This window comes from Candidatus Peregrinibacteria bacterium, from assembly GCA_016220175.1.
In the GTDB taxonomy this organism is placed as follows: Bacteria; Patescibacteriota; Gracilibacteria; order CAIRYL01; family CAIRYL01; genus JACRHZ01.
This window is the reverse complement of the sequence record JACRHZ010000078.1, coordinates 22,374-38,512: the sequence shown is the minus strand read 5'-3', so window position 1 is coordinate 38,512 and position 16,139 is coordinate 22,374. Positions and strand designations below refer to the sequence as shown.

The 16,139-nt window shown below is 39.2% G+C and carries 20 protein-coding genes; 14 read left to right on the top strand and 6 right to left on the bottom strand.

Translation table 11 applies throughout. The features are described 5' to 3' along the window. Positions 1-299 precede the first annotated feature (299 nt). From rplC to rpsC, 7 genes are read left to right on the top strand one after another with little or no spacing between them, the layout of a single operon-like run. Positions 300-872 carry a 50S ribosomal protein L3 gene (rplC, locus tag HZA38_06710; GenBank protein MBI5415172.1) on the top strand — a complete coding sequence of 191 codons (573 nt, stop codon included), beginning with the start codon at positions 300-302 and terminating at the stop codon, positions 870-872. 2 nt (positions 873-874) lie between these two features. Further along, positions 875-1,504: a 50S ribosomal protein L4 gene (rplD, locus tag HZA38_06705; GenBank protein MBI5415171.1), complete on the top strand. Its 630-nt coding sequence runs from the start codon at positions 875-877 to the stop codon at positions 1,502-1,504. Between the two features lie 6 nt (positions 1,505-1,510). After that, positions 1,511-1,819, top strand: a complete 309-nt coding sequence (locus HZA38_06700) for a 50S ribosomal protein L23 (protein ID MBI5415170.1) — start codon at positions 1,511-1,513, stop codon at positions 1,817-1,819. A 12-nt stretch (positions 1,820-1,831) separates the two neighbouring features. Next, positions 1,832-2,671 carry a 50S ribosomal protein L2 gene (gene rplB / locus HZA38_06695; protein MBI5415169.1) on the top strand — a complete coding sequence of 280 codons (840 nt, stop codon included), beginning with the start codon at positions 1,832-1,834 and terminating at the stop codon, positions 2,669-2,671. A 36-nt stretch (positions 2,672-2,707) separates the two neighbouring features. After that, positions 2,708-3,040 (top strand): 30S ribosomal protein S19, encoded by a 333-nt coding sequence (gene rpsS, locus HZA38_06690; protein MBI5415168.1) that lies wholly within the window; start codon positions 2,708-2,710, stop codon positions 3,038-3,040. Between the two features lie 19 nt (positions 3,041-3,059). Beyond that, entirely contained in the window at positions 3,060-3,383 is a 324-nt protein-coding gene (gene rplV / locus HZA38_06685) for a 50S ribosomal protein L22 (GenBank protein MBI5415167.1), read from the top strand. Between the two features lie 23 nt (positions 3,384-3,406). Then, the gene (gene rpsC / locus HZA38_06680; GenBank protein ID MBI5415166.1) at positions 3,407-4,096 is read left to right on the top strand and encodes a 30S ribosomal protein S3; all 690 of its coding nucleotides are present in this window, start codon (positions 3,407-3,409) and stop codon (positions 4,094-4,096) included. An 86-nt stretch (positions 4,097-4,182) separates the two neighbouring features. Here the strand turns inward: rpsC and trxA are convergent, their stop codons facing one another. Continuing rightward, positions 4,183-4,500: a thioredoxin gene (gene trxA, locus HZA38_06675; protein MBI5415165.1), complete on the bottom strand. Its 318-nt coding sequence runs from the start codon at positions 4,498-4,500 to the stop codon at positions 4,183-4,185. Positions 4,501-4,889: 389 nt separating this feature from the next. On the opposite strand from trxA, the gene HZA38_06670 reads away from it, so the two are divergent. From HZA38_06670 to HZA38_06640, 7 genes are all read left to right on the top strand, one after another. Then, the gene (locus HZA38_06670; protein ID MBI5415164.1) at positions 4,890-5,171 is read left to right on the top strand and encodes a hypothetical protein; all 282 of its coding nucleotides are present in this window, start codon (positions 4,890-4,892) and stop codon (positions 5,169-5,171) included. Then, on the top strand, positions 5,155-6,189 hold the full coding sequence (locus tag HZA38_06665; protein MBI5415163.1) for a hypothetical protein: 1,035 nt from the start codon (positions 5,155-5,157) through the stop codon (positions 6,187-6,189). The genes HZA38_06670 and HZA38_06665 overlap by 17 nt, the downstream gene beginning before the upstream one ends. Positions 6,190-6,432: 243 nt before the next feature. Then, positions 6,433-7,158 (top strand): hypothetical protein, encoded by a 726-nt coding sequence (locus tag HZA38_06660; protein MBI5415162.1) that lies wholly within the window; start codon positions 6,433-6,435, stop codon positions 7,156-7,158. 13 nt (positions 7,159-7,171) lie between these two features. Beyond that, positions 7,172-8,653 carry an extracellular solute-binding protein gene (locus tag HZA38_06655; protein MBI5415161.1) on the top strand — a complete coding sequence of 494 codons (1,482 nt, stop codon included), beginning with the start codon at positions 7,172-7,174 and terminating at the stop codon, positions 8,651-8,653. Then, on the top strand, positions 8,640-9,209 hold the full coding sequence (locus HZA38_06650) for a nucleotide exchange factor GrpE (protein ID MBI5415160.1): 570 nt from the start codon (positions 8,640-8,642) through the stop codon (positions 9,207-9,209). The genes HZA38_06655 and HZA38_06650 overlap by 14 nt, the downstream gene beginning before the upstream one ends. A gap of 29 nt (positions 9,210-9,238) precedes the next feature. Continuing rightward, positions 9,239-10,381 carry a glycosyltransferase family 4 protein gene (locus HZA38_06645; protein MBI5415159.1) on the top strand — a complete coding sequence of 381 codons (1,143 nt, stop codon included), beginning with the start codon at positions 9,239-9,241 and terminating at the stop codon, positions 10,379-10,381. A 51-nt stretch (positions 10,382-10,432) separates the two neighbouring features. Then, positions 10,433-11,329 (top strand): NAD(+)/NADH kinase, encoded by an 897-nt coding sequence (locus HZA38_06640; GenBank protein MBI5415158.1) that lies wholly within the window; start codon positions 10,433-10,435, stop codon positions 11,327-11,329. A 67-nt stretch (positions 11,330-11,396) separates the two neighbouring features. On the opposite strand, the gene miaA is transcribed toward HZA38_06640, so the two are convergent. From miaA to HZA38_06615, 5 genes are all read right to left on the bottom strand, one after another. Beyond that, the gene (miaA, locus tag HZA38_06635; protein MBI5415157.1) at positions 11,397-12,329 is read right to left on the bottom strand and encodes a tRNA (adenosine(37)-N6)-dimethylallyltransferase MiaA; all 933 of its coding nucleotides are present in this window, start codon (positions 12,327-12,329) and stop codon (positions 11,397-11,399) included. Between the two features lie 25 nt (positions 12,330-12,354). Further along, entirely contained in the window at positions 12,355-13,146 is a 792-nt protein-coding gene (locus HZA38_06630; GenBank protein MBI5415156.1) for a hypothetical protein, read from the bottom strand. Positions 13,147-13,595: 449 nt separating this feature from the next. After that, on the bottom strand, positions 13,596-14,651 hold the full coding sequence (gene holA, locus HZA38_06625; protein ID MBI5415155.1) for a DNA polymerase III subunit delta: 1,056 nt from the start codon (positions 14,649-14,651) through the stop codon (positions 13,596-13,598). A 173-nt stretch (positions 14,652-14,824) separates the two neighbouring features. Beyond that, a complete protein-coding gene (locus HZA38_06620; protein ID MBI5415154.1) occupies positions 14,825-15,178 on the bottom strand; it encodes a divalent-cation tolerance protein CutA in 354 nt (117 codons plus the stop codon). A 22-nt stretch (positions 15,179-15,200) separates the two neighbouring features. Beyond that, positions 15,201-16,130 carry a tyrosine-type recombinase/integrase gene (locus HZA38_06615; protein MBI5415153.1) on the bottom strand — a complete coding sequence of 310 codons (930 nt, stop codon included), beginning with the start codon at positions 16,128-16,130 and terminating at the stop codon, positions 15,201-15,203. Positions 16,131-16,139 lie beyond the last annotated feature (9 nt).

Genomic DNA, 16,139 nt, shown 5'->3' with positions numbered 1-16,139 from the left:
CGACTTTTTCTTTTCTAACATCCTCTCTATTTCCTCTCGCTCTTTGAAGCTGATTGGCTTGCGAACTTGTTTCATGTCTAGAAATAAAATATAAACTTATTTTATCTCTAGGGTGGTGCTTATAATTTTAGAATGTACGTTCCCAAAGAATTTCTTGACTTCCATTCTTCACATCTCTACAATCTCCAAGCTTTTACAAGACCTTGCAAAAAAATTCGGGTTCAAGTCTTCCTCCGGGAAAGGCGAAAAGTGTTTTAGAATCTGGATTTGCAAAGACAAGCTCTCTTAATTTTATTTTCATGCCCGGAATAATCGGAAAAAAACTCGGTATGTCACAAGTTATCTCTGATGAGGGACTTATGGTTCCTGTTACGTATGTGGTCTGTGATCCCAACACGGTTTTTCAGGTGAGGACTCAGGAGAAGGATGGATATAGTGCTGTTGTTCTCGGATTTGAGGCTCTTAAGAAACCGCTCAAGACGAAAAAATTTAAAACACTGAAAGAATTTCAATTTCCTTCAGCGGAGTTGAAAGTAGATGACACGATAAAAGTTGATATTTTTAATAAGGATGATTTGGTGGTAGTCACTGGAGTGTCGAAAGGAAAGGGATTTCAGGGGAATGTGAAGAGACATCATTTCAAAGTTATTCGGAGAACACATGGAACAAAGTATAAAAGGCATGGATCAACGGGACAGAGGGCGATGCCGGGACGAGTTTTTAAAGGAAAAAGAATGCCGGGGAGAATGGGATGTGACACCGTTACTCTCAAGAAAAAACAACTTCTTCTGGTGGATCCTCAGCGTAATGTTCTCGCAATTAAGGGATCGCTTCCAGGAGCAAAGAACTCCATTTTGTTTATCCAAAAGTAAAGATGAAAGCGCCACTCTACACACAGTCGGGAGAAAAGAAAGGAGAGGTAACTCTTCGAAAAGAAATGTTCGAAGCCCCCGTTCGAAATAGTCTCATGCACCAAGCAATGGTGAGACATCTTTCGAATAAGCGTGTGGATACGGCGTTTACTCTTGTTCGCTCGGAGGTTCGCGGTGGAGGTCGCAAGCCGTATAAACAAAAAGGAACAGGACAATCTCGCCAAGGATCTATCAGGAGTCCTCTTTGGAAAGGAGGAGGCGTAATTTTTGGACCGAGAGCAGAGCGAAATTATGAAAAACTTATGCCAAAGAGAATGAGAAGAGAAGCTTTATTTTCTGCTCTCTCGTCAAAAGCTCATGACAGTGAGATTGTTGTTCTCGATTCATTTTCTTCAAAAACTCCAAAAACGAAGATTTTTGTCGAAATGCTGAAAAAACTTCCCGTGAAAGAGAAAATTCTCATTGTTCTTCCCGGCTCAGATACCATTTTCGAAAAAAGCACTCGAAATATTCCGAATGTACGAGTAATTCTCGTTTCTTATCTCAATGTCGTAGATCTCTTGTGGGCAGACTCTCTCCTTTTTCTCGAGGCTTCACTTGAAAAAGCAGAAGAAATTTTTCTCACGAAATAGAACACCATGAATTTACATCAAGTTCTTATCGGCCCTCTCGTTACTGAGAAATCTGTTCGACTTCAGGAACTCAATAAACATACATTTCGCGTCCATAAAGATGCCACGAAAATTGATGTGGTAAATGCGATTCGAACATATTACGGTATTACTCCTCTTTCTGTTCGAATCCTTACAAATCCTAAAAAAGGACGATCAGGAGGAAAAGGGCGCAGCATAACAAAGCGAAAAGAGACACGAAGAGCTATTGTGTCGATTCAGATGGGAAAAAGTCTTGAACTTATGAGCGTAAAAAAATCTTCTTCAAAAAAGTAAATTTTCATCTCTATGCCAGTTAAATCGTTTAAAGCAACAACTCCGGGTCGAAGAAAAATGACAGTAATTGATTACTCTCAGCTTTCAAAAAGAGGACCAGAAAAATCTCTTCTCACTCCAAAGAAGTCTATTGCGGGGAGAAATGTTCACGGTCATATTACGACGAGACATAGAGGCGGTGGCGAAAAGAGGCACTATCGAAGAGTTGATTTTTTAAGGACAGATAAACTTAAAATTCCCGCACGAGTAGCCTCAATTGAATATGATCCAAATCGGACTGCTTTTATTGCGCTTCTTTTTTATGCTGATGGTGAGAAACGCTATATTCTCGCACCAGAAGGACTCAAAGAGGGAGATCAAGTAGTGACAGCAGAAAATACAAAACCACAGACAGGAAATCGCATGATGCTCAAGAATATTCCAGTGGGAATTGATATCCATGATCTTGAACTTTCGCTGAAGAGAGGTGGACAGATTGTGCGAAGTGCTGGATCTTCAGCAAAACTCATGTCGCTTGACGCGGATATGGCACAGGTAACTCTTCCTTCTGGAGAAGTAAGGTTTATTCATAAGGAGTGCTATGCTTCTGTCGGTATTGTCTCAAATGCAGATCACATGAATGTGGTTATTGGAAAGGCAGGGAGAATTCGAAAAATGGGACGAAGACCACAAGTACTCGGAAAGTCTATGAATCCGGTTGATCATCCGCATGGAGGAGGAGAAGGACATTGTCCTATCGGCTTGAAGCACCCAAAAACTCCATGGGGAATGCCTGCACTCGGATACAAAACGCGCAGAAGAAAAAATCCATCTTCACGGTTTATTATTCGAAGAAAAAAAGGCAAAAATTAGTCTTTTCCTATTTCCTTTCTCACTTAATTCTTTCCCATGACGAGAAGTTCAAAAAAAGGCCCATATGTAGATCCGAAGCTCCTCAAAAAGGTAAACGAGATGAATGCTACTGGTCAAAAGAAAATCATCAGGACATGGTCAAGAGCAACAGCAGTCCACCCGGATTTTGTGGGGCACACATTTGGTGTTCATAATGGGAAGCAACATATTCCTGTTTTTATAACCGAGAATATGGTGGGACATAAATTAGGAGAATTTTCTCCGACTCGAAAGTTTAGAATGCATGGAGGAAAACAGTCTTCGGAGGAATCAACAGCGTCAACGGCGTCAACAGGACAAACTCCATCAAAACCAGCAGCATCCACTTAATTTTTAAAAGCAATATTCTATGAAAGCTCTCCTCAAACAAGTACGGATTTCCCCAAAAAAAGCAAACCTCGTTGCAGGGATGGTTCGTGGGAAAAGTGTGGAAGAAGCGCTTTTACTCCTCAAATATCTCCCGAAAAAACCAGCTGATATTCTCAAAAAAATTATTCAATCCGCAATAGCAAATGCAGAAAATAATTTTGGTCAGGACAAAACAAAGCTCATCATTAAGAAAATATTAGTGACCAAGGGAGCGACATATAAGCGTTGGATGCCAAATTCGCGTGGAAGAAGCAGCCCACTCTTAAAGCGTACATCACATATAAGTGTAGAAGTAGGGATATAGTTTTTACCATTTTTTTCTTTTTCATGGGACAAAAAGTTGATCCAAATGGCCTTCGAATCGGAATTACACATACGTGGAACAGTAGGTGGTATGCGGATAAGAAAAAATATCCGAAACTCATTAATTTGGATTTTAAAGTGAGAAAGCACCTTATGGAGAAACTAAAATCCGCTGGAATTGCAAGAATTGATATTGAGCGTACCAATAAAAGTACACACGTTTCTCTTTATACTGCAAAGCCCGGAGTGATTATCGGAAGGCAAGGAACCGCCGTTGAAGATCTCAAGAAAGAACTTCTCCTCAAGTTTAATGAGAGATTTGATATTTCCATAAAGGAAGTAAAAAGACCAGACCTCGAATCAACGCTCGTTGCAGATAATGTTGCGAGACAGCTTGAACGAAGAATAGCTTTTCGAAGAGCGGCAAAGGCTGCGATTCAAAAAACAATGGAAGCTGGAGCAAAGGGGATAAAGATTCACGTTTCTGGACGTCTCGGAGGTGTAGAAATTGCAAGAAATGAGTTTTTTACGCAGGGAAAAATTCCGCTTCATACCTTCCGTGCAGATATTTCATACGCCGAAGATAAAGCGCTTACCACTTATGGAGCAATTGGAGTAAAGGTGTGGATTTATCGGGGAGAGATTTTTAAGAAAAAAGGGAAGAACGAAGAAGACTCCGCTGAAAAGGCAGACGGAGAGGAAGTCAGCAGTTAGGAGTGAGTAGTCAGTTGTGTGCGGGTCACGCCTCGTGGTGTGACTGCTTTAGATTATGAGTAGACGTTGCCCCACATCATCACAAATCAGAGATGTGCATCAATTTTCTGTTTGAGTGCATCCGCTGACATCGCGCCGACCATTTCTTGCACCACTTTTCCTGCTTTGAATATTTTCAGGACCGGAATACTCATTATTTGGTATTTCTCTGCGATCCCTGGACTTTCCTCAACATCGAGTTTCCCAATTTTTACCTTCCCTGAATATTCTTCAGCTAATTTTTCAATTATCGGTCCCATCATCTGACATGGACCACACCATGGAGCCCAAAAATCAACGAGAACGGGAATATCTGAATGAAGAACTTCCGCATCAAAATTCGCGTCGGTAAAAGTTGCTGCCATAAAATTATGGGTAAAATGACGAAATAAATGAGACTGTGCCTATTATACAAATTTTTTAGAACGGTGCGAAGCTTTTTTGTATTTTCTGAGAGAAAACTTACAAAGTTCATCCAATATTTAAAACCTCGCCCGGAAAAAGGCTTTGCATTGAGAATTAAGCCAGTTTTTGGTATAATGGGTAGAATTATTTATATCCTCTTAAATTGAATTTATTTTCGGGGTCAATGACTTCCTCGTTCCACTTATTTACACAATTCTGAGAACAAAAGGTGAGATCATAAGCCTTTACCGTGTTTTTCCCCTCCTCACAAATCTCCCCACAGAGTGGACACTTTTTATTTTTCATATTGAGACAATAAAGGAAATTTATTCGAATGTTATTCTAACAAATGAGCATTGTAAATGACTTAATCCAACAGATCGATAGAGTTTTGAAGGAATACAAATCAGTTTCTGAGGATATCAAGAGGGAACTCAAAACTGCAAGCGAGGAAGAACTGAAACAAATTACTGTCAAAATTGATGAAATTGATAAATTTTATACTTCAAAAATAAAGAAATTAGCAGATGAAGCATATGGGAAACTAGTCTTCGTAAAAAAAGAAAATGATGAGTCGCAAATTGAAAAAATAAAACAAAAATTACATAATCAAAATGGTCAGCCCAAGTGAAAACAAAGTTATTGGCTTAGATAAATTCAGAGAAGCAAATCAGCCGAGGTCATTGGAGGATTCTCATGATAGAATTGAAGGGCAAAGAAGCGCTTTAGCGGAGAAGATCGATCATAATGTCGCACGAGCAGAGACCCTGGCGAGACGTGAAGTGACTCAGCTTCAACCTTTAGATTCCAAAATGGATTTACAAGAAAAAAATCAGGGAAAACCAAAAGGAATTCAAGAAAAATTCAGTACTTTTGAAAAGCAATTACAGTCTATTCCTCAGAGGGTGGATAAGATGCTAGCAGCAGCAGGAGTCGATGTCTATAGTGATGAACCACTTACTCCCGAAGATATTGCATATATTGCTCGCGTAAAAGGAGATTTAGATCCAACTCAAAATCGACGTGTAAAAGTGGTGATTGCGAATGAGAAGAATTGGTCAATTCTTACTCAAGTTCTCGGAATGGATGCGGATACCCAAAAATTTAACGGACAATCTCTGGAAGTTCCAATCGCACCCGACGGAGCACAATGCATCTTACTTCCATCGAGCGAAGTTTTCCGAGATAATACGGAGTACAAAACGGCATATGAAACATCAAAATCTATGAAGGATCTGATTGCAAAAAATCCTGACGAAGCATACAGAAATGTTTACCTCCGCAACATTCTTGCCCACGAACTTTCTCATTTGTATCAATTTAGCGAGGAAGAAAAAAAGAAACTTTTATCTTCAGAACCGAAAGATGGAGATCCCTATGCAAGGGATAAGCAATATAACGAATTTTTGGATTTGCGAGAGTTTTTGGCTGTTGCATATGGCTACCACCAAATGTCTGATTCAGGTTCATCAAAGTACACAAACGCTTTTCTTGAGGCAAATATAAAGAATCAAAGACGAGTTTCCTATCGAAGTTCCCAAGCAAAAAAAAACAGTAAAAGCTTCAGCATTTTTAAATGTTTATACAGAAAAAGAAAAATTGAAAGCAGTCTTGGCGGGAATGCAACATATTTGCTCGGAAGGGGGTGAGAAGAAAGAGAAACTTCAAGATGCTGTAATTTCATATACAAATGGGAAAATGCATGTGAAAAAATTTGTAAACATAGTGAATACCATTGTCGAATCTCAGGAGCATGGTCAAGAAGAAGCTCAGATTGCAGCTTGATCTTTCTCGTGAGGAGACTCCCCATAGGAAGGAGACCTTTTAAATTCAGAATCTAAACTCCTCCTTCATTGTTGGCACTCCTGAAATGACTTTGCTATACTACGAGCATGAAAGAACGACAAGAAAGTATTCTCAAGGCAATTGTTCGATATTTTATTTCAACTGCCACTCCCGTGGGGAGCAAAATGGTGCAATCTCTTGAAAAATTGGACGTTTCCGCTGCTACGATTCGAAATGAGATGGCTGATTTAGAGAAAGATGGTTTTTTGGAACATCCGCACACGTCATCAGGGAGAATTCCGACGGCATCAGGCTATCGTTTCTATGTAAATGATCTCACGATTTCTCCTCGACAAAAAAAGACAGTTTTTGATGAGTTTTCTCAGGCGCGGAAAGTACATTATGAAGAAAAAATAGCAGATCAGAGAGTTTTTGACTGCATTTCGATTCTTACAAAAATAACCCCGAATATTGCATTCGCTACCGTCCCAAGCGCTGAGCAGACGTTCTTTTTTGGGCTTTCAAATATTCTTCGGGAACCAGAGTTCCGCTCTGATGTCCATTTTGCAAGTCAAGTGGTCAAAGCGCTTGAGGAGGATTTGCACCATTCTCTCGAGCAGATGAATATCACCGAAGAAATTTCGCTCTTTATTGGTCCGGAAAATCTTATTGAAGAAATGAGACTCTGTTCTCTCATTGCCTTTAAATACTCAGTACTTCGTATCGAAGGAATTATCGGAATTTTAGGACCTATGAGAATGCCGTATTCCAAGAATATTCTTGCGCTGGAAGCTGCTCGAGCTTTTTTAAACGAAAAATTTTTAGAATCATAATCTCTCTTTTCTCATGAAAAGAAAAAACAAATTTCTTTCATCAATTGCTGAGAAGATTGTCGTGATTTGGCTTTGTGGTTTTTTGATATTTGTGGGCTCGTTTCCCCAGGGAAGTGCCTTTATATCCGAGAATCTCTCTTTTGAATCTCCAGAAAATGCACTCTCTTTCGCTGAGTATTTCCCATTCCCTTTTTCACTTCTTTCATCGATGTTTTTTCTCCTTTTTTATGGACAAACAGCATCTATTTCCAAGGAAAATTCAACGGAAAATATCGGAGGGGCAATTTCTCCTTTTGAGAAAGAAGATATGAAAAAATATATTCCCACAGAGGGAAAAATAGAAGTTTCTCTCTGGATGATGGATCCGACTGCAAGTGCATTTCAAAAAGATTTTCAATCTCTTGAAACGGCGTTTCCGAATATTACGCTGAATACAAAAATCTTTGCTGATGAGGACATCTATCTTCGCGAACTTGAAAAGGCTTTTGAGACAGAAGAGAAGCCCGATATCTTTTTGGCGAACTCTCTCCTGCTTCATCAGCTTCAAAAAAAAGGCGAAATCGCTCCCGCACCGGAAAATATTTTTCGTCCCGAAGAAATTCAGAAGTATTTTCATCCGATCGCTCAAGATTTTGTTACGGATAATAAAGTTTGGGCGGCTCCAATATATGGAAATTTTTTAGGGATGATTTCCAATTCAGCGCTGCTTACGGATGATCGGATTTTTGTAGCGGCAAAACCGGGAAAAACTTGGAGCGAAATTACTGAAAATTTTGAGAGATATCTGAAGTTTGGAGAAAAAAATATTATTCCATTCGGGATTGGATATCCGCAAATTTTTCCAGAGACATTTCACATTTTTCTTCTTCTCCTCGAGCAATCTCAAGTGCAAAATTTGGAGAATCAAAATGCTGAGGATGCGCTTACGTACATTGTAAATTTTGGGACTTCACTTCCAAAAAATCTTAAATTTTCAGATCTGAAGATGTTTGTGGAAGGCAAAGTTGCAGTAGTTTTTGGCGATGAGAGAGCGTACCTGCAAATTCTTGAACTTTTACGATCTGAGAAGGAGTACAAAAAAGAATACTTGCGCGAAGAAAACTTACAGGTACAGATCATGCCTCAATATACGAAAGCGCAGCCAGAAACGATTGGAGAAATATGGGGATTTGCCGTTTCAAAAAATACTGTCAATACCGATTTTGCCTGGGCCATTGCGACATCTCTCAGTGATGAAAGAGAAGCGAAAGCCCATTATCTCAAAACTCATTTTTCACCGCTTCTAAAATCCCTCTCGAATGATTGGTTTCTCCCGATGTCCGCGTCAATTGGAGTTTCTGCGACCAAATGGAAAGCCCTTGATTTTCAGGAATTTTTTGAAAAAAATGTAAACGAATATATTTCTAATTCTTCTTCTAAGCAGCAGTCTTCAGTACAGGAAATGATGAATCTTTTTTCTGATTTCTTTCATAAATCTCCCAATGACAACGAATGAGAATACCCACAATGCAAAAAAGACAACTCATAAGGACTCATCAGGGAATCAATCCTCCTCTGACGAAATAAAGAGAATTCAAGAACTCGAGGATGAGCTCAAAAAAGTTTATGGAATGCTCGATGAGCAGAAAAAGGAACTGGAATCTGGGAAGAACCAGTTGCTGCGGGCGCTTGCAGACGTTCAAAATATGAGGAGACGATCAGAGGAAGAGAAGGGAAAGCTCTTGTTTGAAAGTGCGCGAAATATTTTACAGGCGATTCTTCCGAGTTTGGAAAATTTTGACAGAGCACTTCAAAATCTTCCGTGTGAACTCAATGGAAACGAATGGGTGCAGGGAATTCTCGCGATTGAGAAGCATCTCTATGATCTGCTTCAAAAAGAGGGAGTTTTGCAGATTCGTGAGGTCGGAATCGCATTTGATCCAGCTCTTCATGAGGCTGTTATTCTCGATAAAGATGGAGCGAAAGGACAAGTTACGAAAATTCTTCAGAAAGGATTTTTGTATAACGGAAAAGTGCTATGGCCAGCGAAAGTTGCGGTAGGAGAAAAATAGTCCATTACGATCCTATGAAACAATAATTCATGACTCTCTCGCCATCACAAATTCTCTGGCTTGATCCTGCTGACTTTCTCGGAGGCGCTGAGCTTTTTTCTCTCGATCTTTTTCCTGAACTTTCCAGAAAGTTTGCAATAACGGTGCTCACGGGAAGCACTTCATCTGATTTTGCTGTAAAAATTCCGTCGAATATTCGAGTTCAGAAATTTCTCTTTCCGCGCCTCAAACCGCCTTCCCCGAAGACATTTGCTGCTTTTTTTCGAACAGCTCATGAGCTTAAAAAATTTCTTGAGAAAAATACATATGATATTCTCCATACCAATTCAATTCGCACTCACATTCTCGCGAGTTATGTTCTGAAAAAAATTCCGAGAAATAGAGCGCCAAAACTCACCTTTTTTGTTCATGATTTCACATTTCCTTCGTGGGCCGTTTGGGCGTTTGCTGGGCGGGCGGATAAAATTTTTTGTTGTTCTCATGCCGTAGAAAGTGATCTTCAAGCCAAAGGCATTTCTCCCGAGAAAATTCGTGTCATTCCGAATGGGATCAGGTCAGAGAAATTTACAAGTAATCCTCATAAGAAAACACCTCATGAATTTCCCACCATCGCTATTCTCGGAAGAATTGATGAATGGAAAGGTCAACATATTTTTTTGGAAGCGGTAAAAATTCTTCAAAAATCTCTTCCGAACCTCCGATGGAAAATCATTGGAAAAAGCTCTTCTTATGATGTGTCGACGGAAAAATATGAAAAAACTCTTCGAGAATTCGTACAAAAAAACTCCTTGGAAATGTCCGGAGAATTCTGTGGATTTCTCCCTTCAGAAAAGGCACTTTCCGGCATTGATCTTTTAATTCACGCCAGTACTCAAAAAGAACCGTTTGGGCGAGTTCTTCTCGAGGCTATGGCAGCCGGTGTTCCCGTTATCGCTTCAAATTTGGGAGGACCACAAGAAATCCTCAGAAATGATCTTCCGGAGTTTCTTATTTCCCCCAGAGATCCAAAACTTCTCGCCGAAAAAATTCTTACGATTCTGAATTCTCCAGAACTTCTTCAAAAATTTCGAGAAAAAAGTGAAAAAATAATTCGAGAAAAATATGAATTATCACTTATTTCTGAGAAAATTGGGAAAGAATGGGATCTTCTTCTTTCTGAAGAACATTTTTGATGGAGGTGATTTTTCGCTATAATTGTGACAGCTTCTTTCTCTTCATATTCCATGCACTCACCTTCATCAAAAATGAATAAAATTGGGATTTCTACGAGATGGGAGATGAAACACCCTGAAATTTTGGAACATCTTATTTCCTGTCTTTTGAAGAGTGACAAAGAAATTTTTTTGTCAGAGAAATCACGTGAACACCTTCTGAAGGAACACACAGATCTCAAAGATATTTCCGATATGCCCAAAAATGAAAAACTCGATCTCCTTATTGTTCTTGGCGGAGATGGAACTATTTTGAGCAGTATACGAAAACTGAGCAGTTTTAATACCTATATTTTTGGAATAAATGCAGGAGATTTTGGATTTCTTTCAGAGGTTCCTCCGATGGATCTTGAAGATACCTGTACCAGGTTATGGAATGAAGATTACACGATTGATGAAAGAATGCTTCTCTCTGCGGAAATTCGAAAAAAATCTGGGAAAAAGAAGACGTATTTAGCGCTCAATGAAGTGGTCATATCACAATCTACCATTTCGAGACTTATAAATCTTCCGACTAAAATCGATGGAGTTTTGCTCACGAGTTACAGGGCAGACGGTCTTATTCTTGCTACTCCAACCGGTTCCACCGCATATAATCTTTCTGCAGGAGGTCCGATTGTTCACCCTCGAGTCCAGGCATTTATTTTAACCCCAATCGCTCCATTTTCTCTCACTCAAAAACCAGTTGTGGTTCCTGCCGATAAAACTGTTTCTCTTGAAATTGTTGATTGCAACAGGGACGATACGGTGATCACGTTTGATGGACAAATTCATGAATCACTTGCCTGTGGTGATACCGTTCATATTCAGCGTTATCATGAGACCGCGAAGTTTTTACGATTTCCTGAAGAACGCTATTTCACAACGCTCCGAAAGAAACTCAAGTGGGGAGAGGGCGGTGAGGAATAAGGAAGTAGGAATTAGGAAGCAGGAAGCAGGAATGAGTCGCATTGTGTGTTTCAGAAAAACATTATTCTTAATACTCTGGCGAATGAATATCAAGAGGAATTTTCGTTTTTGAGTGGAACCAATAAACTCGAGGGTCTCTTCTCCACCAGGTCAGTTGCCTTTTGGCATAATTTCTGGTGTTTTTTTTCATGGTTTCCCAAAGTTCTTTCTCAGAAATTTCATTTCGGAGAAAGCGAATTGCTTCTGGATATCCGTGAGCGTTCAGAGCAGTGTTTTTTTCTGAATATCCTTTTTGAAGAAGTGCTTCTACTTCACGCAAAAATCCATTTTTTTTCATGATTTCCACTCGAGCATTGATGCGATCATACAGCTCTTTGCGAGGATAAGTCACTCCGACAAGAAATGCGTCGTACGGAGAGTCATTTTGTCCGGCAACGAATGATTTTTTTTCTCCACTGAATTCGAGAATTTCAAGTGCTCGAATGACATATCGCTTATTGCTGGGGAGAATTTTCTCAGCACTTTTCGGATCTTTGATCATGAGTTCTTTCCAAAGCTCTTCCACTGATTTTTTTTCTTTTTCTTCACGAAATTCCGGATGTGGTGGAATACTCGGAATCGTGAAATTTTTGGTAAGTGCATTTATAAAAAGTCCTGTACCTCCACAAAAAATCGGAAGATTTCCCCTTTTGAGTATTTCACGAATTTTTTCTACCGCTTTTGGTTTCCATTCGGCGACATTCCATTCCTGAGAAGGATCGACAAATTCGAAAAGATGATGAGGAACACCTTGTTTTTCTTCTTCAGTAGGTGCGGCAGTTCCAATCGGCATATATCTGTACATCTGCCGAGAATCAGCATTCACAATCTCGCCATTATATTTTTTTGCTATTTGTACGGCAAGATCGGTTTTTCCGCTTGCTGTAGTACCAATAATACAGAGAATTTTTGGCTTTGATGATTTTTTTTGGAGAAAATCTTGGAAAGCAGCGAAGATCATGTTGGGAAAAAACAATTGAAGAATTTTATAATTTTTTATCCGATTCTATTTTTTTCAAAATCTTCTCTGTCTCAATTTCTGCCTGCTTCCAGCTCAAGGCATGTATTTTTTTCATGGCATCGGCGAGGTCTTCATTTTTCACAATAATCGCTAATTTTTGACGAGGAGAAACCATGAGAATCTTGTCGTCATAAATATTGATTTCCGGGCAAAATTCATACGCTTTTCTCGGGATAAACTTTGTTATTCTGAGGTGATCTTTGTCTTTTTGAGAGAGTTTATATGCTTCTTCCGAAAATGGAAAAATCGCTCGAATGAGTATTCCCCTTTCTGCTCTTCTTACATAGTATTCCTTGATATATTCGGGAATATAATCGTGAAGATCATCCACTGAAGCAAAGGCTAAAATTTCTTCCGAAGAACTCAAACTGTCTTCATATGCTTGAGTTACGCCATTTACTCCCTCGAAATACTGAAGTTTTGCGACATTTTGATGTTTTTCTTTGAGCGAATTGAGAAGGGGAAGGCATTTTTGCATTTCATGAAGTGTTCTTTGTGCATCAGCGACTCTTTGCGCTGAACGTTCTATAAGCGCATATGGATCGAGTGCGGAATAAAACTTCATGCTTTTTCTCAGGAAACAGGTGATGTACGCCTTTTTCGTGAGGCTATCGATAACGGAATACACTGTTGTTCGTTTGAGTCCACATTTTTTCGCCATAGTGCTTGCTGCCGTTTGACCAAGCGAGAGAGTGCACAAGTACACTTTTATCTCATTTTCTGTAAGACCAATGTTTTTCAGCGTGCTTCGGAGCATGACCGGAGGGAAAAATGAAAAAGGGGAATCTTTTCCGAATAATAAATGATGGAGAGAAATTTTAAAAATTGCAAATTCCTCCAGCTTTCACAAATGAAGCAACTATCCCTTTCTTAAGCCATTCAAGCGGGCATTATATCAAATGCTAAAGTGTTGTCTAGCTCCGACAACACTTTCGGTATTGTTTTTACAGCTTTATTAAAAGGGAAAAACGATATCCCGTTTTTTGGAAGTTTATTCCGATAAAGAAGCAGGATACGGTGGTATTGCTTCTTTTCCCTTTACTATGGTTTCTCCTCCCTCTTCGCGTTACTTAAACGGATATCAAATCGAAATTTATGACTTAAGAACTGGCAATATTGAAGTTATTGTCGAAATTCTTCCTGAAACCGATGTGGGTTTAGAGCAAGCACGAAGCGAGAGAAGATTTTGGGAGAAAAAGTGCAGTATTAATTGGGGCGTGCGAATCCGGAAGATTTCGAATGGGATGATTCATTAATGGAAAAGAAGCTGCGAATCCATTTTTCTACTGCAAAAATAAGATGATCTTCTTTTCCCGCATGAGAAGGAATTGCTCCTGTTTTTGTTCCCTCATCTATGTGTATAAGTTTTTCGTGCATAGTTCTGAGGTGTGTCATAGGGAAAAGAGCAGCTGTCTTTTGGGTATGTCGAAATATAAATGGATTTATTCCCACGTCTTCTGCGGATTTTTTCCCATCGAGTGCAACTCTCGTTAAAATAAGCTGACGCATGATAGAGCCGAGATCTCGGTACAGCACAACATAGGCGCTTTCACCGTTAAAAATCATCCGATGAAATATTTCAATAACTTCCTCTTCTTTTCCGCTTGAAAATGCGTTTGAAAGGGCAAATTGTATCGTTTCAAAGCTTGGTTCTGAGACTTTTTCAATATCTCGTTCGGAAATAGGCTTCTCTCCTGAGGTAAAGAGGATGAGTTTTTCAATTTCATTGGAAAGTTTCCAAAGGTTGGTCCCACAATATTGCCACAAATATTCTGCTGCTGCGGGAAGGATTTCTCCTTTTTTAGAAGCAATCATTTGCAGAATCCATTCGGTAAGTTCCTGATCTTTGAGTTCAGAAAATTCCTGAGAAGATTCTTTGTCTGCAATTTTTTGAAGTTCTTTCCATGCCTTTGTTCTGCGGTCCGGATTTTCGGAAATACAGATCACCACGATTTCTTCCGGAATTTCTTGAAGTATTTTTAAAATTTTCTCCTCATTCTCTTTTTCCTCTTCGCTTCTTTTTCCGCTTGATTCAAAGGGGAAAGATTCCAAAAAAATGATACGTTTTCCTGTCCCGAAGAATGGAATGGAAAACACCATTGTTTTGAGCATGTTCATATCAGTGGCTTTGGGATCAATTTCCACCTTTGAAACGTTGTATTCTCCATATTTCTCTACGGAAGCGAGAAATATCCTCTGAACATGATTTCTGAGTTGAAACGTTTCCGGGCCGGTGTAGGAGATGAGAGCGCCGGAGGGCATTGTAGGAAGTGATGCGCCAGAATTGTACCAGAGGCGATTACGAATTACGAATGACGAATTACGATTTTCAAAAGGTGAACTTCTGAAAAAATGTAAAATTTTAAAGGCAAAATGTAAAAATAAGTATAAAATTCTAATTTTTAAACATTGAAATTTTTGATTTTTTTTACATTTCACATTTTACCTTTTTCATTTAGCCGTAATTCGTCATTCGTAATTGATTCTTGAATCCATCTCAAAAACTCCTCATTTCCTCCTTCAATCGGAATTGAAACAATGCAGGGGCATTCGTATGAATGAAGTTTTTTGACCTCTTCCGTAATTTTCGGCACAAGTTCAGTTTTCGTTTTCACAATGAGCACTGCTTCATCAGCCGATGCAATTTTTCCTTTCCATCGGTATATCGATTTCATTTTTGGAAAAATATTCACACACGCGGCGAGTTTGGATTCCACAAAATGTCGACCGATTTTTTCGGCTTCAGAAGAATCTTTTGTCGTAATGTATAGGAAAGAAATTTGAGACATGAAAATAATTTAAAATTTAAAATTATTTGTGATATTTCTCATGCACCTCTTTCAAATGTGCATCCGTTACATGCGTATAAATCTGCGTCGTCGTAATCGACGAATGCCCAAGCATCATTTGTACTGATCTCAAATCTGCTCCATTTTGGAGCAGCGTTGTTGCGAATGAATGCCGAAGTGTATGCGGCGTCACTTTTTTGAGAATTCCCGCGAGTTTTGCGTATTTCTGCACAATATTTTCCACAACATTCCGCGAAAGTCTGCGATCATTTGGATTCAAGCCGATTTCCTTTCCTGATTTTTTGGAGTAGGAGATAAAAGCCGCTTTACAATTATCATCTCGGCATTTCAAATACTCCTCAATTTTTGTTGCCGCTTTTTCCGTCAGAAAGACAATTCGCACTTTTCGTCCCTTTCCGCGAACCCCAAATTCTCGTGTTTTTGTATTCACTTCATCGCGATTCAGGTGGCAGAGTTCAGAAACTCGAAGACCAGTAGAATACAGCGTTTCCAAAATTGCGGCATCACGCTTTCCAATGATTGTTTCTGACAAAGCTGATCTAAAAATTTGTTCAATTTCATCGAGCGAAAGAAAATCGATATGCCGTTCTGGAATTTTGGGAAGTTCAATTTTTTCTGGAGAAAGTGTATCGATGTCACGTTTGTGGAGAAATTTCAAAAATGCACGAAGCGCAATAAGGTAATAACTTTGAGTTTTTACAGAGAGCCTTTCTCCGAATTTCGTCTTTTGTCTTGAGAGAAAGAGTCGATACTCTTCAATTACATTTAGAGAAAGAGATTCTGCTGATTTTTCTTTTCCATAAAAATCAAGAAATCGACGAAGATATCGCCGATAATTTTCCAAGGTATTATCGCTTTGATTTTTGCCGATTTCACAGAAAATCAGGAAATCATCTACCAATTTCTCGAGGGATTTTGAAGAAGTGTCCATAGTAAGCAG

Coding starts and splice junctions, on each gene's coding strand:
- rplC (MBI5415172.1), top strand. CDS start 300: ATGCCCGGAATAATCGGAAAAAAACTCGGTATGTCACAAGTTATCTCT.
- rplD (MBI5415171.1), top strand. CDS start 875: ATGAAAGCGCCACTCTACACACAGTCGGGAGAAAAGAAAGGAGAGGTA.
- HZA38_06700 (MBI5415170.1), top strand. CDS start 1,511: ATGAATTTACATCAAGTTCTTATCGGCCCTCTCGTTACTGAGAAATCT.
- rplB (MBI5415169.1), top strand. CDS start 1,832: ATGCCAGTTAAATCGTTTAAAGCAACAACTCCGGGTCGAAGAAAAATG.
- rpsS (MBI5415168.1), top strand. CDS start 2,708: ATGACGAGAAGTTCAAAAAAAGGCCCATATGTAGATCCGAAGCTCCTC.
- rplV (MBI5415167.1), top strand. CDS start 3,060: ATGAAAGCTCTCCTCAAACAAGTACGGATTTCCCCAAAAAAAGCAAAC.
- rpsC (MBI5415166.1), top strand. CDS start 3,407: ATGGGACAAAAAGTTGATCCAAATGGCCTTCGAATCGGAATTACACAT.
- trxA (MBI5415165.1), bottom strand. CDS start 4,500: ATGGCAGCAACTTTTACCGACGCGAATTTTGATGCGGAAGTTCTTCAT.
- HZA38_06670 (MBI5415164.1), top strand. CDS start 4,890: ATGAGCATTGTAAATGACTTAATCCAACAGATCGATAGAGTTTTGAAG.
- HZA38_06665 (MBI5415163.1), top strand. CDS start 5,155: ATGGTCAGCCCAAGTGAAAACAAAGTTATTGGCTTAGATAAATTCAGA.
- HZA38_06660 (MBI5415162.1), top strand. CDS start 6,433: ATGAAAGAACGACAAGAAAGTATTCTCAAGGCAATTGTTCGATATTTT.
- HZA38_06655 (MBI5415161.1), top strand. CDS start 7,172: ATGAAAAGAAAAAACAAATTTCTTTCATCAATTGCTGAGAAGATTGTC.
- HZA38_06650 (MBI5415160.1), top strand. CDS start 8,640: ATGACAACGAATGAGAATACCCACAATGCAAAAAAGACAACTCATAAG.
- HZA38_06645 (MBI5415159.1), top strand. CDS start 9,239: ATGACTCTCTCGCCATCACAAATTCTCTGGCTTGATCCTGCTGACTTT.
- HZA38_06640 (MBI5415158.1), top strand. CDS start 10,433: ATGCACTCACCTTCATCAAAAATGAATAAAATTGGGATTTCTACGAGA.
- miaA (MBI5415157.1), bottom strand. CDS start 12,329: ATGATCTTCGCTGCTTTCCAAGATTTTCTCCAAAAAAAATCATCAAAG.
- HZA38_06630 (MBI5415156.1), bottom strand. CDS start 13,146: ATGCTCCGAAGCACGCTGAAAAACATTGGTCTTACAGAAAATGAGATA.
- holA (MBI5415155.1), bottom strand. CDS start 14,651: ATGCCCTCCGGCGCTCTCATCTCCTACACCGGCCCGGAAACGTTTCAA.
- HZA38_06620 (MBI5415154.1), bottom strand. CDS start 15,178: ATGTCTCAAATTTCTTTCCTATACATTACGACAAAAGATTCTTCTGAA.
- HZA38_06615 (MBI5415153.1), bottom strand. CDS start 16,130: ATGGACACTTCTTCAAAATCCCTCGAGAAATTGGTAGATGATTTCCTG.